General features: G+C 68.3%; 16 protein-coding genes. 10 read left to right on the forward strand and 6 right to left on the reverse strand.

Annotation, left to right across the window (positions count from 1 at the left end; genetic code table 11):
- Window positions 1–5: 5 nt before the first annotated feature.
- A complete protein-coding gene (locus tag V4U86_RS05525; RefSeq protein ID WP_395310281.1) occupies window positions 6–1,223 on the reverse strand; it encodes an acetyl-CoA C-acetyltransferase in 1,218 nt (405 codons plus the stop codon).
- Between the two features lie 37 nt (window positions 1,224–1,260).
- Window positions 1,261–2,235, reverse strand: a complete 975-nt coding sequence (locus V4U86_RS05530) for an SGNH/GDSL hydrolase family protein (protein ID WP_395310282.1) — start codon at window positions 2,233–2,235, stop codon at window positions 1,261–1,263.
- A gap of 195 nt (window positions 2,236–2,430) precedes the next feature.
- Between V4U86_RS05530 and V4U86_RS05535 the strand changes: the two genes are divergently transcribed.
- The 5 genes from V4U86_RS05535 to V4U86_RS05555 all read left to right on the forward strand — a co-directional run bounded on the left by V4U86_RS05535 (window position 2,431) and on the right by V4U86_RS05555 (window position 8,040).
- Window positions 2,431–3,474 (forward strand): alpha/beta hydrolase, encoded by a 1,044-nt coding sequence (locus V4U86_RS05535; protein WP_395310283.1) that lies wholly within the window; start codon window positions 2,431–2,433, stop codon window positions 3,472–3,474.
- A gap of 29 nt (window positions 3,475–3,503) precedes the next feature.
- Complete coding sequence (locus V4U86_RS05540) at window positions 3,504–4,898, forward strand: cystathionine beta-synthase (RefSeq protein WP_395310284.1); 1,395 nt, start codon at window positions 3,504–3,506, stop codon at window positions 4,896–4,898.
- A 154-nt stretch (window positions 4,899–5,052) separates the two neighbouring features.
- On the forward strand, window positions 5,053–5,682 hold the full coding sequence (locus tag V4U86_RS05545) for an RDD family protein (protein ID WP_395310285.1): 630 nt from the start codon (window positions 5,053–5,055) through the stop codon (window positions 5,680–5,682).
- Window positions 5,683–5,786: 104 nt separating this feature from the next.
- Window positions 5,787–6,788 carry a hypothetical protein gene (locus V4U86_RS05550; protein ID WP_395310286.1) on the forward strand — a complete coding sequence of 334 codons (1,002 nt, stop codon included), beginning with the start codon at window positions 5,787–5,789 and terminating at the stop codon, window positions 6,786–6,788.
- Between the two features lie 79 nt (window positions 6,789–6,867).
- Window positions 6,868–8,040 carry a cystathionine gamma-synthase gene (locus tag V4U86_RS05555; RefSeq protein WP_395310287.1) on the forward strand — a complete coding sequence of 391 codons (1,173 nt, stop codon included), beginning with the start codon at window positions 6,868–6,870 and terminating at the stop codon, window positions 8,038–8,040.
- A 6-nt stretch (window positions 8,041–8,046) separates the two neighbouring features.
- Here the strand turns inward: V4U86_RS05555 and V4U86_RS05560 are convergent, their stop codons facing one another.
- The 3 genes from V4U86_RS05560 to V4U86_RS05570 form a co-directional block, all read right to left on the reverse strand.
- The gene (locus tag V4U86_RS05560) at window positions 8,047–8,715 is read right to left on the reverse strand and encodes a GOLPH3/VPS74 family protein (protein WP_395310288.1); all 669 of its coding nucleotides are present in this window, start codon (window positions 8,713–8,715) and stop codon (window positions 8,047–8,049) included.
- Window positions 8,716–8,749: 34 nt separating this feature from the next.
- Window positions 8,750–9,244: a transcription elongation factor GreA gene (gene greA, locus V4U86_RS05565; protein WP_395310289.1), complete on the reverse strand. Its 495-nt coding sequence runs from the start codon at window positions 9,242–9,244 to the stop codon at window positions 8,750–8,752.
- Window positions 9,245–9,446: 202 nt separating this feature from the next.
- Window positions 9,447–9,830, reverse strand: a complete 384-nt coding sequence (locus V4U86_RS05570) for a DUF4307 domain-containing protein (protein WP_395310290.1) — start codon at window positions 9,828–9,830, stop codon at window positions 9,447–9,449.
- A 157-nt stretch (window positions 9,831–9,987) separates the two neighbouring features.
- On the opposite strand from V4U86_RS05570, the gene mca reads away from it, so the two are divergent.
- Genes mca through V4U86_RS05590 form a run of 4 tightly spaced genes read left to right on the forward strand, consistent with a single transcriptional unit; the run spans window position 9,988 to window position 13,461 of the window.
- Complete coding sequence (gene mca, locus V4U86_RS05575) at window positions 9,988–10,860, forward strand: mycothiol conjugate amidase Mca (protein ID WP_395310291.1); 873 nt, start codon at window positions 9,988–9,990, stop codon at window positions 10,858–10,860.
- On the forward strand, window positions 10,853–11,110 hold the full coding sequence (locus tag V4U86_RS05580) for a hypothetical protein (protein ID WP_395310292.1): 258 nt from the start codon (window positions 10,853–10,855) through the stop codon (window positions 11,108–11,110). The genes mca and V4U86_RS05580 overlap by 8 nt, the downstream gene beginning before the upstream one ends.
- Entirely contained in the window at window positions 11,094–13,082 is a 1,989-nt protein-coding gene (locus tag V4U86_RS05585; RefSeq protein ID WP_395310293.1) for a thioredoxin domain-containing protein, read from the forward strand. The genes V4U86_RS05580 and V4U86_RS05585 overlap by 17 nt, the downstream gene beginning before the upstream one ends.
- Before the next feature lie 10 nt (window positions 13,083–13,092).
- Window positions 13,093–13,461 carry a nuclear transport factor 2 family protein gene (locus V4U86_RS05590; protein ID WP_395310294.1) on the forward strand — a complete coding sequence of 123 codons (369 nt, stop codon included), beginning with the start codon at window positions 13,093–13,095 and terminating at the stop codon, window positions 13,459–13,461.
- 240 nt (window positions 13,462–13,701) lie between these two features.
- Here V4U86_RS05590 and trhA read toward each other — a convergent pair whose 3' ends face one another.
- On the reverse strand, window positions 13,702–14,442 hold the full coding sequence (trhA, locus tag V4U86_RS05595; RefSeq protein WP_395310295.1) for a PAQR family membrane homeostasis protein TrhA: 741 nt from the start codon (window positions 14,440–14,442) through the stop codon (window positions 13,702–13,704).
- 55 nt (window positions 14,443–14,497) lie between these two features.
- On the opposite strand from trhA, the gene V4U86_RS05600 reads away from it, so the two are divergent.
- Window positions 14,498–15,295 carry a (2Z,6E)-farnesyl diphosphate synthase gene (locus V4U86_RS05600; RefSeq protein ID WP_395310296.1) on the forward strand — a complete coding sequence of 266 codons (798 nt, stop codon included), beginning with the start codon at window positions 14,498–14,500 and terminating at the stop codon, window positions 15,293–15,295.
- The last annotated feature ends 3 nt before the right edge of the window (window positions 15,296–15,298 follow it).

Raw genomic sequence — 15,298 nt, forward strand, 5'->3', positions numbered from 1 at the left:
CGCGATTAAGAGAGCCGCTCCACGATCATCGCCATGCCCTGCCCACCGCCGACGCACATCGACTCGATGCCGAAGGTCTTGTCGTGGGTGGCCAGGTTGTTGAGCAGGGTCGCGGTGATCCGGGCGCCGGTCATGCCGAAGGGGTGGCCCAGCGCGATCGCGCCGCCGGACACGTTCAGCTTGTCCTCGTCGATGCCCAGCTCCCGTGCCGAGCCCAGCACCTGCACCGCGAACGCCTCGTTGATCTCGACCAGGTCGATATCGGAGATGGTCTTGCCGGCCTTCGCGAGCGCCTTGCGGATGGCCTCGATCGGGCCCAGACCCATGATCTCCGGGGAGAGTCCGGACACCCCGGTGGACACGATGCGGGCCAGCGGGGTCAGGCCGAGCTCCTTGGCCTTGGTGTCGCTCATGATGACGACGGCAGCGGCGCCGTCGTTCAGCGGACAAGCGTTGCCGGCGGTGATCGTGCCGTTCGGGCGGAACACCGGCTTGAGCTGGCTGATCTTCTCGTAGGTGGTGCCGGCGCGCGGACCGTCGTCGGTGCTCACCACGGTGCCGTCGGGCAGCGTCACCGGCGAGATCTCCCGCTCGAAGAAGCCGCTCTTGATGGCCTCCTCGGCGCGGTTCTGCGAGCGCACACCCCAGTGGTCCTGGTCTTCGCGGCTGATCCCGGTGAAGGTGGCGACGTTCTCGGCGGTCTGCCCCATCGCGATGTAGACGTCCGGGATGAGACCGTCCTCACGGGGGTCATGCCAGGTGCTCTCCTCCTCGGCCTGCTTGGCCGTGCGGGCCTGGGCCTCGGCGAACAGCGCGTTCTTGCTGTCCGGAGCACCGTCGGCGGCACCGACGCCGAAGCGCGACACCGTCTCCACACCGGCGGAGATGAACACGTCACCCTCGCCGGCCTTGATGGCGTGGAAGGCCATCCGGGTGGTCTGCAGGGAGGACGAGCAGTACCGGTTCACGGTGGTCCCGGGCAGGAAGTCGTAGCCGAGTTCGACGGCGACCGCGCGCCCGATGTTGTAGCCGGCCTCACCGGCGGGCTGCGCGCAGCCCATCATCAGATCGTCGATATCGCGCGGGTCCAGCGACGGCACCTTGTCGAGTGCGGCCCGCACCATCTGGGCGGCCAGATCGTCGGGGCGCATGGTGGCCAGCGACCCCTTGGCAGCGCGCCCGATGGGGGAGCGGGCGGTGGCGACGATGACGGCTTCGGGCATGTTGACCTCCGTGAACAAGTGCTTGGTTGGCTCCACGCTAGCTCGCGGGGGCCACGATCGGTGCGGGGACCCCGGTTGTGCGGCGCCACAGCCGGCTCACGTTGCCGATCCGGGCCAGCAGCGAATCGCCCTCATCCACCCGCGATTCCAGGGCGGGTTCGGAGGGAACGTCAGATACGAAGTCGCCCAACGCGTTACACAGCGCGGGTAGCAGCTGCTGGGCGGCCAGCCGGTAGCCGGCGCCGGACGGGTGGAACATGTCCGAGGAGAAGAGCACCTCGGGGGTCTTGTGGAAGTCCGGTGCCAGCAGGTCGGAGAACGGCACCGGCACGCCACCGGCGGCCCGCACCTCGGCCGCCTGCACCCGGGCCAGCCGCAGCCCCTGACTGTGCGCCACCCATCGCAACGGCTGCGGGATGGCCCTGATGACGCCGAAGTCCGGGCAGGTCCCGACCACCACGACCGCGCCCGCGGCGCGCAGGCGCTGCACTGCCCGCCCGAGTCGGCGCGCCGACGCCCGCGTCCCGTTGGGTTTGGTGATGTCGTTGGCCCCGATCATGATCACCGCCGCGTCCGGCGGGGGACCGGCCACGAACATGGCGTCGATCTGCCCGGACAGCCCCTTGGAGGTGGCACCGACGATCGCTTTCGTGCTCAACCGGATCCGTCTACCGGACTCCTCGGCCAGGCCGCGGGCCAGCAGCACGCCGGGCACCTCGTCGGCGGTGGCGCTGCCGTAACCGGTGGCGGTGGAGTCGCCGAAGATCATCAGGTGCAGGTCGAAGGGCACATCGCGGGTCCAGCGTTCGACCGGCCCGCCGCCGGGTGTGTAGACGCCGTCGGCGCGGGGCGGGATGTCCCAGGACTTGGGTATGACCCGGCGGGCCTGGGCGGCCTGCCCACTGAGCAGATTGCGCGCCCCCAGATAGCCGGTGGACGCCACGGTGGCGACGGCTGCCAGGGTCAGGGTCGACCGGTTGCGGATGCGAGGAGCACGGCTGCGTGAACCCACGCGGTCGATTTTAGAGACGTTTGCCCGCTGTCAGCACTCCCGGACGGTTTGTCCAGGTCACATTGGGGTACCAAAAGCGGTACCAAAACAGATTCCTTGATTGTTGAACCTGTTGTGGCCGGGCAAGCTAAGTTACCCCGGTTGGCTAAGTAAATACCGACAACGGGTACTACAACGGCGTAGGAAGTGGTGGCGATGACGGCACCAAGCAAGGTTTCTGGTTCTCCGCGCGCTGCGATAAGCGCAGCTCAAGCCCGTCAGTCTCGACGTTTTCCGGTCGGGGACTGGCGGCCGGTAGAGATCGTCGAGGACGGCGCTGGCATCGCGGGCCGCCTGGCGGGGTTAGTCGCCATGATGACCATCAAGCCGACGCTGGCTATCGGTAGCCATGTACCCAAACTGCCGTGGCCGTTCGGGGTGCTCGACTTCGCCGCGCGCGTCCTGCGCCCGGCCCCGGGCACGGTTCGGGCCACCATCGCGTTGCCGCACTGCACGGCGCAACTGGTGCGCGCGGCGGGCGTGCTGCCCGCCGACGGCAAGCGCAGCGTCATCCTCTACCTGCACGGCGGCGCGTTCCTCACCTGCGGGGTGAACACGCACGGCCGGCTGACGACCGAACTGTCCAAGTTCGCCGACAGCCCGGTGTTCGTCGTGAACTACCGGATGATCCCGAAGCATTCGATCGGGGTGGCGCTCGACGACTGTTACGACGCCTACAAGTGGTTGCGGCTGGCCGGCTACCCGCCCGAGCGCATCGTGCTGGCCGGCGACTCGGCCGGCGGCTACCTGGCCCTGGCGCTGGCCCAGCGGCTGCAGGCCGAGGGGCTCGACGAGCCGCCCGCCGCGGTGGTCACGATGTCCCCGCTGTTCGAGATCGACAATGCGGGCCGCACCCAGCACCCCAATGCCCGGACCGACGCGATGTTCCCGCCGAAGGCATTCGACGCGCTGGTGGAGATGGTCGGCGCGGCCGCCGACCGGCAGGGCGAGGAAATCTACGAACCGCTCGACCACATCGAGCCGGGGCTGCCGCGCACGCTCATCCACGTGTCCGGTTCGGAGGTTCTGCTCAACGACGCGCGAAAGGCCGCGCGGATGCTGGCCGAGGCCGGGGTCCCGGTCGAGGTGCGCATCTGGCCCGGTCAGATGCACGTGTTCCAGCTGTGTTCGCCGATCGTCGGTGAGGCGACCCGGTCTCTGCGCCAGATCGGCGACTACATTCGTGAGGCCACCTGGTGAGGCGCCGGGCGGCCTGAGACCATAGAGGCATGCGTATCGCCCGGCACATCAGCGAGCTCATCGGTAATACTCCGCTCGTCCAGCTGAACTCGGTGGTCCCACCGGGGTCGGGCCTGGTCGCGGCGAAGATCGAGTACCTCAACCCCGGCGGTAGCTCCAAGGACCGCATCGCGGTCAAGATGATCGACGCCGCGGAGGCCTCCGGCGAGCTCAAGCCGGGCGGCACCATCGTCGAACCGACCTCCGGCAACACCGGGGTCGGGCTGGCCCTGGTCGCCCAGCAGCGTGGGTACCACTGCGTGTTCGTCTGCCCGGACAAGGTCAGTGAGGACAAGCAGAACGTGCTGCGGGCCTACGGTGCCGATGTCGTGGTGTGCCCGACGGCGGTCCCGCCGGATCACCCGGACAGCTACTACAGCGTGTCCAACCGGCTGGTCGAGGAGATCGAGGGCGCGTGGAAGCCCGATCAGTACTCCAACCCGATGGGCCCAGAAAGCCACTATGAGACGACCGGCCCCGAGATCTGGGCCGACACCGACGGGAAGATCACCCATTTCGTGGCGGGCGTGGGCACCGGCGGCACCATCACCGGCACCGGCCGCTACCTCAAGGAGGTCTCCGACGGCCGGGTGAAGATCATCGGCGCCGACCCCGAGGGCTCGGTGTACTCCGGCGGGACCGGGCGGCCGTACCTGGTCGAGGGTGTCGGCGAGGATTTCTGGCCCAGCGCATACGATCCCACCGTCCCGGACGAGATCATCGCTGTCTCCGACGCCGATTCGTTCGAGATGACCCGGCGGCTGGCCCGCGAAGAAGCGCTGCTGGTCGGCGGCTCGTGCGGGATGGCCGTGGTGGCCGCACTCAAGGTGGCCGAGCAGGCCGGACCCGACGCGGTGATCGTCGTGCTGCTGCCCGACGGCGGACGTGGCTACCTGTCAAAGGTTTTCAATGACGGCTGGATGTCCTCGTACGGCTTCCTGCGCAGCCGACTGGACGGGTCCATCGAGGACGTCACGGTGGGAGAGGTGTTGCGCCGCAAGTCCGGTGCGCTGCCGGACCTGGTGCACACGCACCCGTCCGAAACCGTGCGTGACGCGATCAACATCCTGCGCGAGTACGGGGTCTCGCAGATGCCGGTGGTCGGTGCGGAGCCCCCGGTGATGGCGGGCGAGGTCGCCGGCAGCGTGTCCGAAAGGGAGTTGCTGTCAGCGGTTTTCGAAGGCCGAGCAAAGCTCGCCGACGCGGTCGCCCTGCACATGAGCGCCCCGCTGCCGCTCATCGGATCCGGCGAACTGCTCGGTACCGCGGCAAAAACATTGCGGGACTGCGACGCCGTGATGGTCGTCGAGGACGGTAAGCCGATCGGCGTGCTGACCCGGCACGACCTGTTGGGATCGTTGTCCGAAGGGCGTGTGCACCGCTAGGAGGGGCGAAACAGCGCGGCGGCGTGGGCAAACACCCGGCTGACCTGCGGCGTATCCGGTGGATGAAGTTGGCGTCAGCGGCGCCTATCTGAGCATGTTCTCAGGTAGGGTTACACGCCGCAGACTCAGCTAATTTCCTCATCGGAAGGCGCACATGACAGAGCAACCGCCACCACCCCCAGGGAATTACCCGCCGCCGCCTCCGCCTGGAAACGTTCCGCCGCCACCGCCCGGGGGGTATCCGCCCCCGCCGCAGAGCGGTTTCCCGCCGCCACCACCCCCCGCGTCGGGCGGGTACGCCGGCGGATTGCCGAAAGAGGCCTACACGCCGTGGTTGACCCGCGTGCTGGCCTGGATCATCGACATCCTGCCGGTCGCGATCCTGGAGGCCATCGGTTATGGCCTGCTCATCGGTACCCGGGAAACGGTGTGTGTCACCGACTCCTCGGAATACGATCTCGGCGAGTTCTGCGCCACCGGGGCGTCCACGTTGGGGCAGGTGTCTTTCACCGTCACCTGGATTCTGGCGCTCATCTACCTGGTCTGGAACTACGGCTACCGGCAGGGCACCACCGGGTCGAGCATCGGCAAGGGCATCCTGAAATTCCAGGTTGTCGGCGAGAGTACCGGCCGGCCAATCGGTTTCGGCCCGTCCATCGTGCGGCAGCTGGCGCACGTGGTGGACGCGATCATCTGCTATATCGGCTACCTGTTCCCGCTCTGGGATGCCAAACGTCAGACACTGGCCGACAAGATAATGAAGACCGTCTGTGTGCCGTTGTGACATAAGCTCATTGCGGCGTCATCGGTACATCTGCAGTGCCGGTTCGTGGATTCACAACCGCAGACCGGTGTTTCCCGTCAGCGTTTCACTCACGAGAAGGTGACATGACTCAACCACCACCCCCGCCCGGCGGATACCCGCCGCCCCCGGAGAACGTCCCGCCCCCGGGCGGTTACCCGCCGCCACCGCAGGGTGGCTATCCACCACCCGGGAACTACCCGCCACCGCAAGGGGATTACCCGCCCCCACCTCCGCCCGGGAACTACCCGCCGCCCCCGCAGGGTGGCTACCCGCCGCCGCCCCCGCCCGGGGGATACCCGCCGCCGCCGCAGGGCGGTTACCCGCCCCCGCCCCCGCCCGGGGGATACCCGGCACCGGGTGGATACCCGCCGCCCGGTTACCCCGGTGCGCCCGGATTCGGTGCGCCGGCCTACAGCGTCGGAGAGGCGGTCTCCTGGGCGTGGAACAAGTTCAGCAAGAACGTCGCGGCGATCCTCGTCCCGACGATCGTGTTCGGCCTGATCTACGCCGTTCTGCAGGGCATCATCCAGCTGATCTCCAACTCGTTCACCACGACGTCGTACGACGAGTACTCCGCGAGCTTCTCGATGGGCACCGGCGGCATCGTCGTCTCGCTGCTCGGTAGCGCGGTCATGCTGGTGGTGGCGGCCGTGGTGCAGTCCGCCTATGTCGGCGGAATGCTCGACATCGCCAACGGGCAGCCGGTGGAGATCGGGTCGTTCTTCAAACCGCGCAACGTCGGCAACGTGGTGATCGCGTCGGTCGTGTCCGGCATCATCGTCTTCATCGGCGTGCTGCTGTGCATCGTGCCGGGCATCATCGCGACGATCATGCTGCTGTTCACCACCGTCATCGTGCTGGACCGCAACACCTCCGGTATCGACGGCGTCAAGACCAGCTTCGAGATCGGCAAGGCCAACTTCGGTCCGATGGCGTTGACCTGGTTGACCACCATCGGTATCGCGATTCTCGGGGTACTGGCGTGCTTCGTCGGCCTGCTGGTCGCGTACCCGTTGATCTCGCTGATCACGGTCTACGCCTTCCGGCGCCTCACCGGCGGCCAGGTGGCACCGCTGACGCCGTAGGCGGCATAGCGCAAGGGACGGGGTGGACCGCACGGTCCACCCCGTTTCGCGTTTTCCGGGCGGCACTACCCTGATCGGTATGGGTGAACAGCGCAGCGCTCACGACGCACACCGTTGGCAGGGTCTGGCGACCCGGGCCATCCACGCCGGGTTCCGGCCCGATGCCGCCACCGGCGCCGTCAACGCCCCGATCTACGCCAGTTCCACCTTCGCCCAGGACGGCGTGGGCGGGCTGCGTGGCGGCTTCGAGTACGCCCGCACCGGGAACCCGACCCGGGCGGCGCTGGAGGCCTCGCTGGCCGCCGTCGAGCAGGCCGACTACGGCCGGGCCTTCGCCTCGGGCATGGCGGCCACCGACTGCGCCCTGCGAGCGGTGCTGCGGCCCGGTGACCACGTCGTCATCCCCGACGACGCCTACGGGGGCACCTTCCGGTTGATCGACAAGGTGTTCACCCAGTGGGGAATTCAGTACACGCCGGCGGCGCTGGCCGATCTGGATGCCGTGGCGGCCGCGATCACCGACCAGACCAAGCTGATCTGGGTCGAGACCCCCACCAACCCGCTGCTGTCGATCGCCGACATCGCCGGGATCGCCGAACTGTCCGGCAAGGCCGGTGCGAAGTTGTTGGTGGACAACACGTTTGCCTCTCCGGCTCTGCAGCAGCCGCTGACCCTGGGTGCCGACATCGTGCTGCATTCCACGACGAAGTACATCGGCGGACACTCCGATGTGGTGGGCGGTGCACTGCTCACCAGCGATGAGGAACTCGACGTCGCGCTCGCGTTCCTGCAGAACGGGGCGGGCGCCGTGCCGGGGCCCTTCGACGCGTACCTGACCATGCGGGGCTTGAAGACCCTGGTGCTGCGCATGCAGCGGCACAGCGAGAACGCGGCCAAGGTGGCCGAGTTCCTGGCCGAGCATCCGGCCATCGACTCGGTGCTCTACCCGGGTCTGCCCAGCCATCCCAACCACGAGGTCGCGGCCAAGCAGATGTCCGGTTTCGGCGGCATGGTGTCGGTGCGCCTGCGCGGCGGGCGGGCGGCGGCCCAGGAATTCTGTGCGCGCACCGAGATTTTCATTCTCGCTGAATCTCTGGGCGGGGTGGAGTCGCTGATCGAGCATCCCGGGGCGATGACGCACGCGTCCACCGCGGGTTCGCAGCTGGAGGTGCCCGACGATCTGGTGCGGCTCTCGGTGGGCATCGAGGAGGCCGCCGACCTGCTCGGCGATCTGGAGCAGGCGCTGCGCTGAGCGCGCCTACCGGCTGCTCAGCGCCGGGCGCAGTGCCGACGCCGTGACGGCCAGGTTGACCTCCGGCAGCGCGGCCGGTGACTCGTCGACCCAGCTGCCGAGGGCGATCTCGCCGGCCCGGGCATGCACCCAGCGCCAGCCGCGGTCGTTGAGGCTCAACAGTGCACCCAGTCCGTCGGCGTCGTGTAGCAGCGTGATGATCGCGGCGGTCGACGGGGTCGGCGGGCGACGCTCGAACAGTGCGGCCAGCAGCGCCGCACGGGCCCCGTCCACCCGGTCCCTGTTCAGCATCGGGAACGCGGCCGCCTTCTTGAAACCCTTGGACGGCAACGGGATACGACGGATCAGCCCGCACCGCTGCAAATGCTCCAGGAGCTGATCCTCGGTGTTTCTGCTCAGCTTGGCGACGGCGGTGCCCGGCCGTAGCGGGCGCTGGGAGAGCAATGCCAGGGCCGGCCCGGTGACCGGGTCAACCGGTCCGGACGCGGTCAGTGCGATGAGCCGCCCCGGTTCGACGGGGTCGCCGTCGACCGCCGGTCGGATCCGGCACGCCCCGGCCAGGTCGAGTAGCACCGCGGCGCCGAGCACCCGCTGCCTGCGCTGCCGGTCGAGACCGGGTTGCCCCGACGCATTGTCGAGCAGCAGCAGAAGCAGGTCTTCGGCGATCCGGGCCACCGGAGAAACTTAGCGCCCGGCAGGGCAGAGCGGCTCAGGCGTGGTAGGGCTCGGCGCTGAGCAGCTTCACCGTCACGGTGCTGCCGTTGGGGATCGTGAAGCTGCGGGTGTCGCCGACCTTGGCGTCGAGCAGCGCCTCGCCCAGCGGCGACTTCGGCGAGTACACCTCGAGCTTGCCGTCGCTGACGCCCTCCTGGCGGGTGGCGATCAGGAAGGTCTCGGTGTCGTCGGGGTCATCGCCGTACTGGACCTTGACCACCGAACCGGGCAGGGCGACACCGGACTGCTTGGGCGCCTCGCCGACCTTGGCGTTGTTCAGCAGCTCCTGGAGCTGCCGGATGCGCGCTTCTTCCTGGCCCTGCTGCTCACGGGCGGCGTGGTAGCCGCCGTTCTCGCGCAGGTCGCCCTCTTCGCGGCGGTCGTTGATCTCGGCAGCGATCACGGGGCGGTTGGCGATCAGCTGGTCCAGCTCGGCCTTCAGGCGGTCGAAGGCTTCTTCGGTCAGCCAGGTGACCTGGGTGTCGGTCATGTCCTCGCGCTCCTGTCGTTGATCATTTCTCTCGCGATATGTCGCGTCGGAAGTTCGTGTATCGCCGCGATCGCAGGCGCATGCAGCGCGCTAATGCAGCAATACACGGCTCCAGCCGGAACCGTGTATCACCCGAGCTTACCACCGCCGCGTCAGCCGGTTTCCACAATTTTGTCGCCGGCTGTTCGTCCCCGGGACGTCTTCAGCGTGCGGTCAGGTACCCCGGCACGTCGATGCCGCAGCCGTAGATATCCCCGACGACCGGCGGTTTGGTGGATTTGACCACGGCGTCGATCACCACCGACTTCTCGGTGGACGGCGGTACCAGAATCTCCCGGCGCCCGGTCTCGTCGCCGTCGATGGAACGGGCCCGCACGATGCAGACCGCCGGCACCGACGGATCGTCGCGGGTGACGGTGATGGTCACCGCGACGGTCTGGTCATCGATCAGCCGGTACCCGCCGAGCTCGCCCTTGACATCGCCGGTGCCGAAGCGCTGGAACGCGATGACCGCGATCACCACGCCTACCGTCACAATCAGCAGGAACAGGCCGATCACCACGCGTCGGCGAGTGCGTCGGGACATTTTCTGCCGCCCATAACGGGCGGTGGGGCGGTCGATGGTCAAGGTTTTGGTGCCCGTCGGTCGGTCGGCTCTACTAGAACTGGAACTATAGAGCGGTGGGCATGAAGGGAGAGCGGCTGTCGTTGTCAGACGACATGAGCCGTTGGATGAGGCACGAATGACTGAACTGCGCTTGATGGCGGTGCACGCCCACCCCGATGACGAGTCGAGCAAGGGGGCGGCGACCACTGCCCGGTACGCGGCCGAAGGGGCTCGGGTCATGGTGGTCACCCTGACCGGGGGTGAACGCGGCGACATCCTCAACCCCGCCATGGACATCCCTGAGGTGCACGGACGCATCCACGAGGTGCGCCGGGACGAGATGGCCAAGGCCGCCGAGATCCTCGGTGTGGAGCACCACTGGCTCGGCTACGAGGATTCCGGCCTGCCCGAGGGGGACCCGTTGCCGCCGCTGCCGGAGGGTTGCTTCGCCCTGGTGCCGCTGGACGGCCCGGTCGAGAAGTTGGTCCGGGTGATCCGTGAATTCCGCCCGCACGTGCTCACCACCTATGACGAGAACGGCGGCTACCCGCACCCCGACCACATCCGCTGCCACGAGGTCTCCGTCGCCGCCTACGAGGCCGCCGCCGACCACGTGCGCTACCCGGATGCCGGCCCGCCCTGGGCGGTGTCCAAGCTGTACTACAACCACGGCTTCCTGCGTCAGCGCATGCAGGTGCTGCAGGACGAGTTCGCCAAACACGGCGAAGAGGGCCCGTTCGCCAAGTGGTTGGAGAACTGGGACGCCGAGGAGGACGTGATCGAGAAGCGCGTCACCACCCGGATCGAATGCGCGAAGTACTTCGCCCAGCGTGACGAGGCCCTGTTGGCCCACGCAACCCAGATCGACCCGAAGAGTTTCTTTTTCACCACCCCCATGGAATGGCAGCAGCGGCTGTGGCCAACCGAGGAGTTCGAGCTCGCGCGGTCCAGGGTCCCGGTGCGGCTGCCCGAAACCGATCTGTTCACAGGGATCAACACACATGACTGAGCTATTTCTGATCGCCACCGGCCTGCTCGCCGAGGAGGGACCCCGCCAGACGGGTCCGGACTTCGGCAAGGCCAGCCCGGTGGGACTGCTGGTGTTGGTGCTGCTGCTCGTCGGCACGTTCGCCTTGGTGTGGTCGATGAACCGGCATCTCAAGAAGCTGCCGGAATCGTTCGACCCCGATCATCCCGAGCCCGACCAGGCGGTCGACGAGGGCACGGCGGGTGAGTTCAAGGGTGACGGCAAGGGGTAACACCCTGGGCGGGTCCACCAGCCCCTACCTGCGCCAGCACGCGGACAACCCGGTGCACTGGCAGGAGTGGGGTGTCGAGGCGCTGGCCGAGGCGGCCCGCCGCGATGTGCCGATCCTGCTGTCCATCGGGTACGCCGCCTGCCACTGGTGCCACGTGATGGCGCACGAGTCGTTCGAGTCCGACGAGGTGGCCGCCGCGCTGAACGACGATTTCGTCTGCATCAAGGTCGACCGCGAGGAGCGGCCCGACCTGGACGCGGTCTACATGAGTGCGACGGTCGCGCTGACGGGCCAGGGTGGCTGGCCGATGACCTGTTTCCTCACCCCGGACGGCCGACCCTTCTTCTGCGGCACCTACTACCCCAAAGACGGCTTTCTGCAGCTGATTTCGGCGGTGAAGCAGACCTGGCTGCAGCGGCGGGCCGACGTCGAGCAGGCGTCCGACGAGATCGCCGGGGAACTCCGGTCGATGAGTGCCGGGCTACCGGGTTCCGGGCCCGCGCCCGACGCGCGGCTCTGTGACCAGGCCGTGGCTGCGGTGCTGCGCGATGAGGATGTCGAGCGCGGCGGGTTCGGCAACGCGCCCAAGTTCCCGCCGTCCATGCTGGCCGAGGCGTTGCTGCGCAACTACGAACGCACAGGTTCGGAGCGGGTGCTGGCGACGGTGGCGCGGACCGGGACGGCGATGGCCCGGGGCGGGATCTATGACCAACTGGCCGGCGGATTCGCCCGGTACAGTGTGGATGCGTCCTGGGTGGTGCCGCACTTCGAGAAGATGCTCTACGACAACGCGCTGCTGCTGCGGTTCTATTCGCACTGGGCGCGGCGCACCGGAGATCCGTTGGCGCGCAGGGTCGCCGATGAGACGGCCCGGTTCATCATCGGCGACCTCGGTGTGGGTGGCATGTTCGCCTCGTCGCTGGACGCCGACGCCGACGGGGTGGAGGGCCTCACCTACGCCTGGACGCCGGCCCAGCTGCGTGACGTTCTGGGCGATGAAGCAGATTGGGCCGCATCGCTTTTCGGTGTGACCGAGGCCGGGACCTTCGAGCACGGAAGCTCGGTGCTGCAACTGCGCCGCGATCCCGACGATCCGCAGCGGTTCCAGTGGGTGCGGGCCGCGTTGCTGGCGGCACGCGCAAGCCGGCCGCAGCCCGGTCGCGACGCCAAGGTCGTCACCGCGTGGAACGGGCTGGCGATCACCGCGCTGATCGAGGCCTCGGTGGCGCTCGACGTTCCCGAATACGCCGACGCCGCAACGGTGTGCGCACGGGAACTGTTGTTGCTGCACCTGGTCGACGGTCGGTTGCGCCGGGCCAGCCTGGGCGGTGTGGTCGGCGACAGTGCGGCGATCCTGGAGGACTACGCGAGCCTGATCACCGCGATGTGCGGGCTGCATCAGCTCACCGGGGCGCGGTCGTGGCTGACCACGGCCACCGGGCTGCTCGACACCGTGCTGGACCGTTTCGCCGACCCCGCGCAGCCGGGCCGGTGGTTCGACACCGCCGACGATGCCGAGGAGTTGGTGCTGCGCCCGGCCGATCCGCTCGACGGTGCCACCCCCTCGGGGGCCTCATCGGTCGCCGAGGCGCTGCAACTGGCCGCGTACCTGACCGGCGATCCGCGCTACGTCGCCGCGGCCGATGCCACCCTGGCGTCCGCGACCCCGGTGTTGGCCAAAGTGCCGCGCTCGGGCGGACATTGGCTCGCCGTCGCCGAGGCCGCGGTGCGCGGACCGATCCAGATCGCGGTGGCATGCGACCCGGCGGACTCGGCGCTGCTGGCCGCTGCCAGGCGGCTGGCGCCCGGCGGCGCGGTGGTCGTCGGCGGTGCGGTCGACTCCGGGGAGTTGCTGACCGGACGGGACCGGGTGGGTGGCCGGGACGCCGCCTACGTGTGCCGCGGCCGGGTGTGCGACCTGCCGGTGACGACCGTGGAGGAACTGGGCGCCACACTCGACCGTTCCGTGTAGCCTGCGGCACATGAGCTTCGAGCCCGATGTCTTGCAAGGATTCGTCCAGCGTTACCTGGACACCGTCGTCAGCGGCAGCGCGGACGACGTCGCCGCCCTCTACGCCGAGGATGCGACCCTGGAGGATCCGGTCGGCGGCGGTGAGGTGCACATCGGCCGAAAGGCGATCGCGGGCTTCTACAACAACGTCGCGGGCGCGGAGATCACCACGCAGCTGCTGTCTTTCCGGGCCGGCGGCAGCGAGGCGGCCTTCGTCTTCGCCATCACCGTCGGCGGCGCGATGCGCATCGAACCCATCGAGGTGATGGCGTTCAACGCCGACGGCCAGATCACCTCGATGCGGGCGTTCTGGGGCCCGCAGGACGTCACCCAGCTCTAGCCCCGCTTTCTCCGCGAGCGTGCGTGTCCGTAGGCCGACACGCGTGTTCGGGAGGGAGTTTGCGCACGCTCGCGGAAGGGCTGCTGGGGCACCTGGTGGTAGGCCGGCCCGTCCGAGGGCACGCACCCGCGTGACCCTGCCCATACCGCGTGCCCAGCGTGCGCATCCTTCCTGGCGAGCGTGCGCGTCCTCGCAGGATTCCGCGGCGTGTTGCCTGCAGACACGCACGCTCGCGGGGAATCAGAAGACGGCGAACCACATCGCGATGTAGTGGCAGATCGCCGCGACCGCTGTGCAGGCGTGGAAGAACTCGTGATGGCCGAACGTGGTCGGCCAGGGGTTCGGCCACTTCAGCGCGTACAGCACCCCGCCGACGCTGTAGAGCGCGCCGCCGACGATCAGCAGCACCACCGCCGCCACCCCGGCCCCGTGCATGATCGGACCGATGAACCAGGCCGCGACCCACCCCAGCAGGATGTACAGCGGCACCCCGAGCCAGCGCGGGGCCGACGGCCAGAACATCTTCAGCAGCACACCGGCGGCCGCACCGCCCCAGACGATCCAGAACAGCACCATGCCCTTGGATTCGGGCAGCGCCAGCAGTGCGAACGGGGTATAGCTGCCGGCGATGAAGATGAAGATCATCGAATGGTCGAGCCGCTTCATCCAGGTGCGCGCGCGCTGCGACTGCCATGTCACCCGGTGATAGGTGGCGCTGACGGCGAACATCGCCACGATGGTGAACGTGTAGAGCAGGGTGGCCAGCCCGGCCCGGGCCGATTGCATCGACCAGGACACCGAGACCAACGCCGCTCCGGCGATGAACGCCACGACGGCCGAGTACAGGTGAATCCAGCCACGCGCCCGTGGTCTGCCCAGGAACTGCGCGACGCCCTCGGCGACGGCTTCGGGCAGGTCTTCGGGGGTGTGGAGGTCGGCGGCCGCACGGTACGGACGGTTGGAGTCGATCGGGGTCGTCATGTCACCTCCGCTGTCTGGCATGGAAGATCCCGAAGTAACAGTAGTCTTGATCGCTGTGGAGATCATTCCGCCGAGACTCAAGGAGCCGGCGTACCGGCTGTATGAGTTGCGGTTGCGCAAAGAGTTGGCGCAGGCCAGATCCCAACTTCCACGCCATATCGCGGTGTTGTGTGACGGTAATCGCCGTTGGGCCCGCGACGCCGGATTCGACGATGTCAGTTACGGCTACCGCAAGGGTGCGGCGAAGATCGCCGAGATGCTGCGCTGGTGTCAGGCCGCGGGCATCGAACTCACCACGGTGTATCTGCTCTCGACCGAGAACCTGCAGCGCGACCCCGACGAGTTGAGCGCGCTGATCGAGATCATCACCGATGTGGTCGAGGAGATCTGTGCCCCCGCCAACCGGTGGAGCGTGCGCACCGTGGGTGATCTCGAACTGCTCGGTGAGGAGCCGGCCCGCCGGTTGCGTGAGGCCGTGGACGGCACCGTCGGCACCGCCGTCCCGGGCGCCCTGCAGGTCAATGTCGCCGTCGGGTACGGCGGCCGGCAGGAGATCGTGGACGCGGTGCGGGCCCTGCTGGGCAAGGAACTCGCCAACGGGGTGACCGGCGAGGCGCTCATCGAATCGGTGACCGTCGACGCCATCTCGGAGAATCTGTACACCTCAGGGCAACCGGATCCGGATCTGGTCATCCGCACCTCCGGGGAGCAGCGGCTGTCCGGATTCCTGCTGTGGCAGAGCGCATATTCGGAGATGTGGTTCACCGAGGCGCACTGGCCCGCCTTCCGGCGGGTCGACTTCCTGCGTGCACTGCGCGATTACACGCAGCGGCACCGGCGGCACGGGCTGTAACAC

Source organism: Mycobacterium sp. AMU20-3851 (assembly GCF_043974665.1).
Lineage (GTDB): Bacteria > Actinomycetota > Actinomycetes > Mycobacteriales > Mycobacteriaceae > Mycobacterium.

What these genes read in the sequence shown, in the direction of transcription:
- greA (WP_395310289.1), bottom strand. Translation starts at nt 9,244, where the DNA reads ATGACCGACACCCAGGTCACCTGGCTGACCGAAGAAGCCTTCGACCGC.
- V4U86_RS05580 (WP_395310292.1), top strand. Translation starts at nt 10,853, where the DNA reads ATGACTGAGCTATTTCTGATCGCCACCGGCCTGCTCGCCGAGGAGGGA.
- V4U86_RS05555 (WP_395310287.1), top strand. Translation starts at nt 6,868, where the DNA reads ATGGGTGAACAGCGCAGCGCTCACGACGCACACCGTTGGCAGGGTCTG.
- V4U86_RS05545 (WP_395310285.1), top strand. Translation starts at nt 5,053, where the DNA reads ATGACAGAGCAACCGCCACCACCCCCAGGGAATTACCCGCCGCCGCCT.
- V4U86_RS05525 (WP_395310281.1), bottom strand. Translation starts at nt 1,223, where the DNA reads ATGCCCGAAGCCGTCATCGTCGCCACCGCCCGCTCCCCCATCGGGCGC.
- trhA (WP_395310295.1), bottom strand. Translation starts at nt 14,442, where the DNA reads ATGACGACCCCGATCGACTCCAACCGTCCGTACCGTGCGGCCGCCGAC.
- mca (WP_395310291.1), top strand. Translation starts at nt 9,988, where the DNA reads ATGACTGAACTGCGCTTGATGGCGGTGCACGCCCACCCCGATGACGAG.
- V4U86_RS05570 (WP_395310290.1), bottom strand. Translation starts at nt 9,830, where the DNA reads ATGTCCCGACGCACTCGCCGACGCGTGGTGATCGGCCTGTTCCTGCTG.
- V4U86_RS05535 (WP_395310283.1), top strand. Translation starts at nt 2,431, where the DNA reads ATGACGGCACCAAGCAAGGTTTCTGGTTCTCCGCGCGCTGCGATAAGC.
- V4U86_RS05550 (WP_395310286.1), top strand. Translation starts at nt 5,787, where the DNA reads ATGACTCAACCACCACCCCCGCCCGGCGGATACCCGCCGCCCCCGGAG.
- V4U86_RS05540 (WP_395310284.1), top strand. Translation starts at nt 3,504, where the DNA reads ATGCGTATCGCCCGGCACATCAGCGAGCTCATCGGTAATACTCCGCTC.
- V4U86_RS05590 (WP_395310294.1), top strand. Translation starts at nt 13,093, where the DNA reads ATGAGCTTCGAGCCCGATGTCTTGCAAGGATTCGTCCAGCGTTACCTG.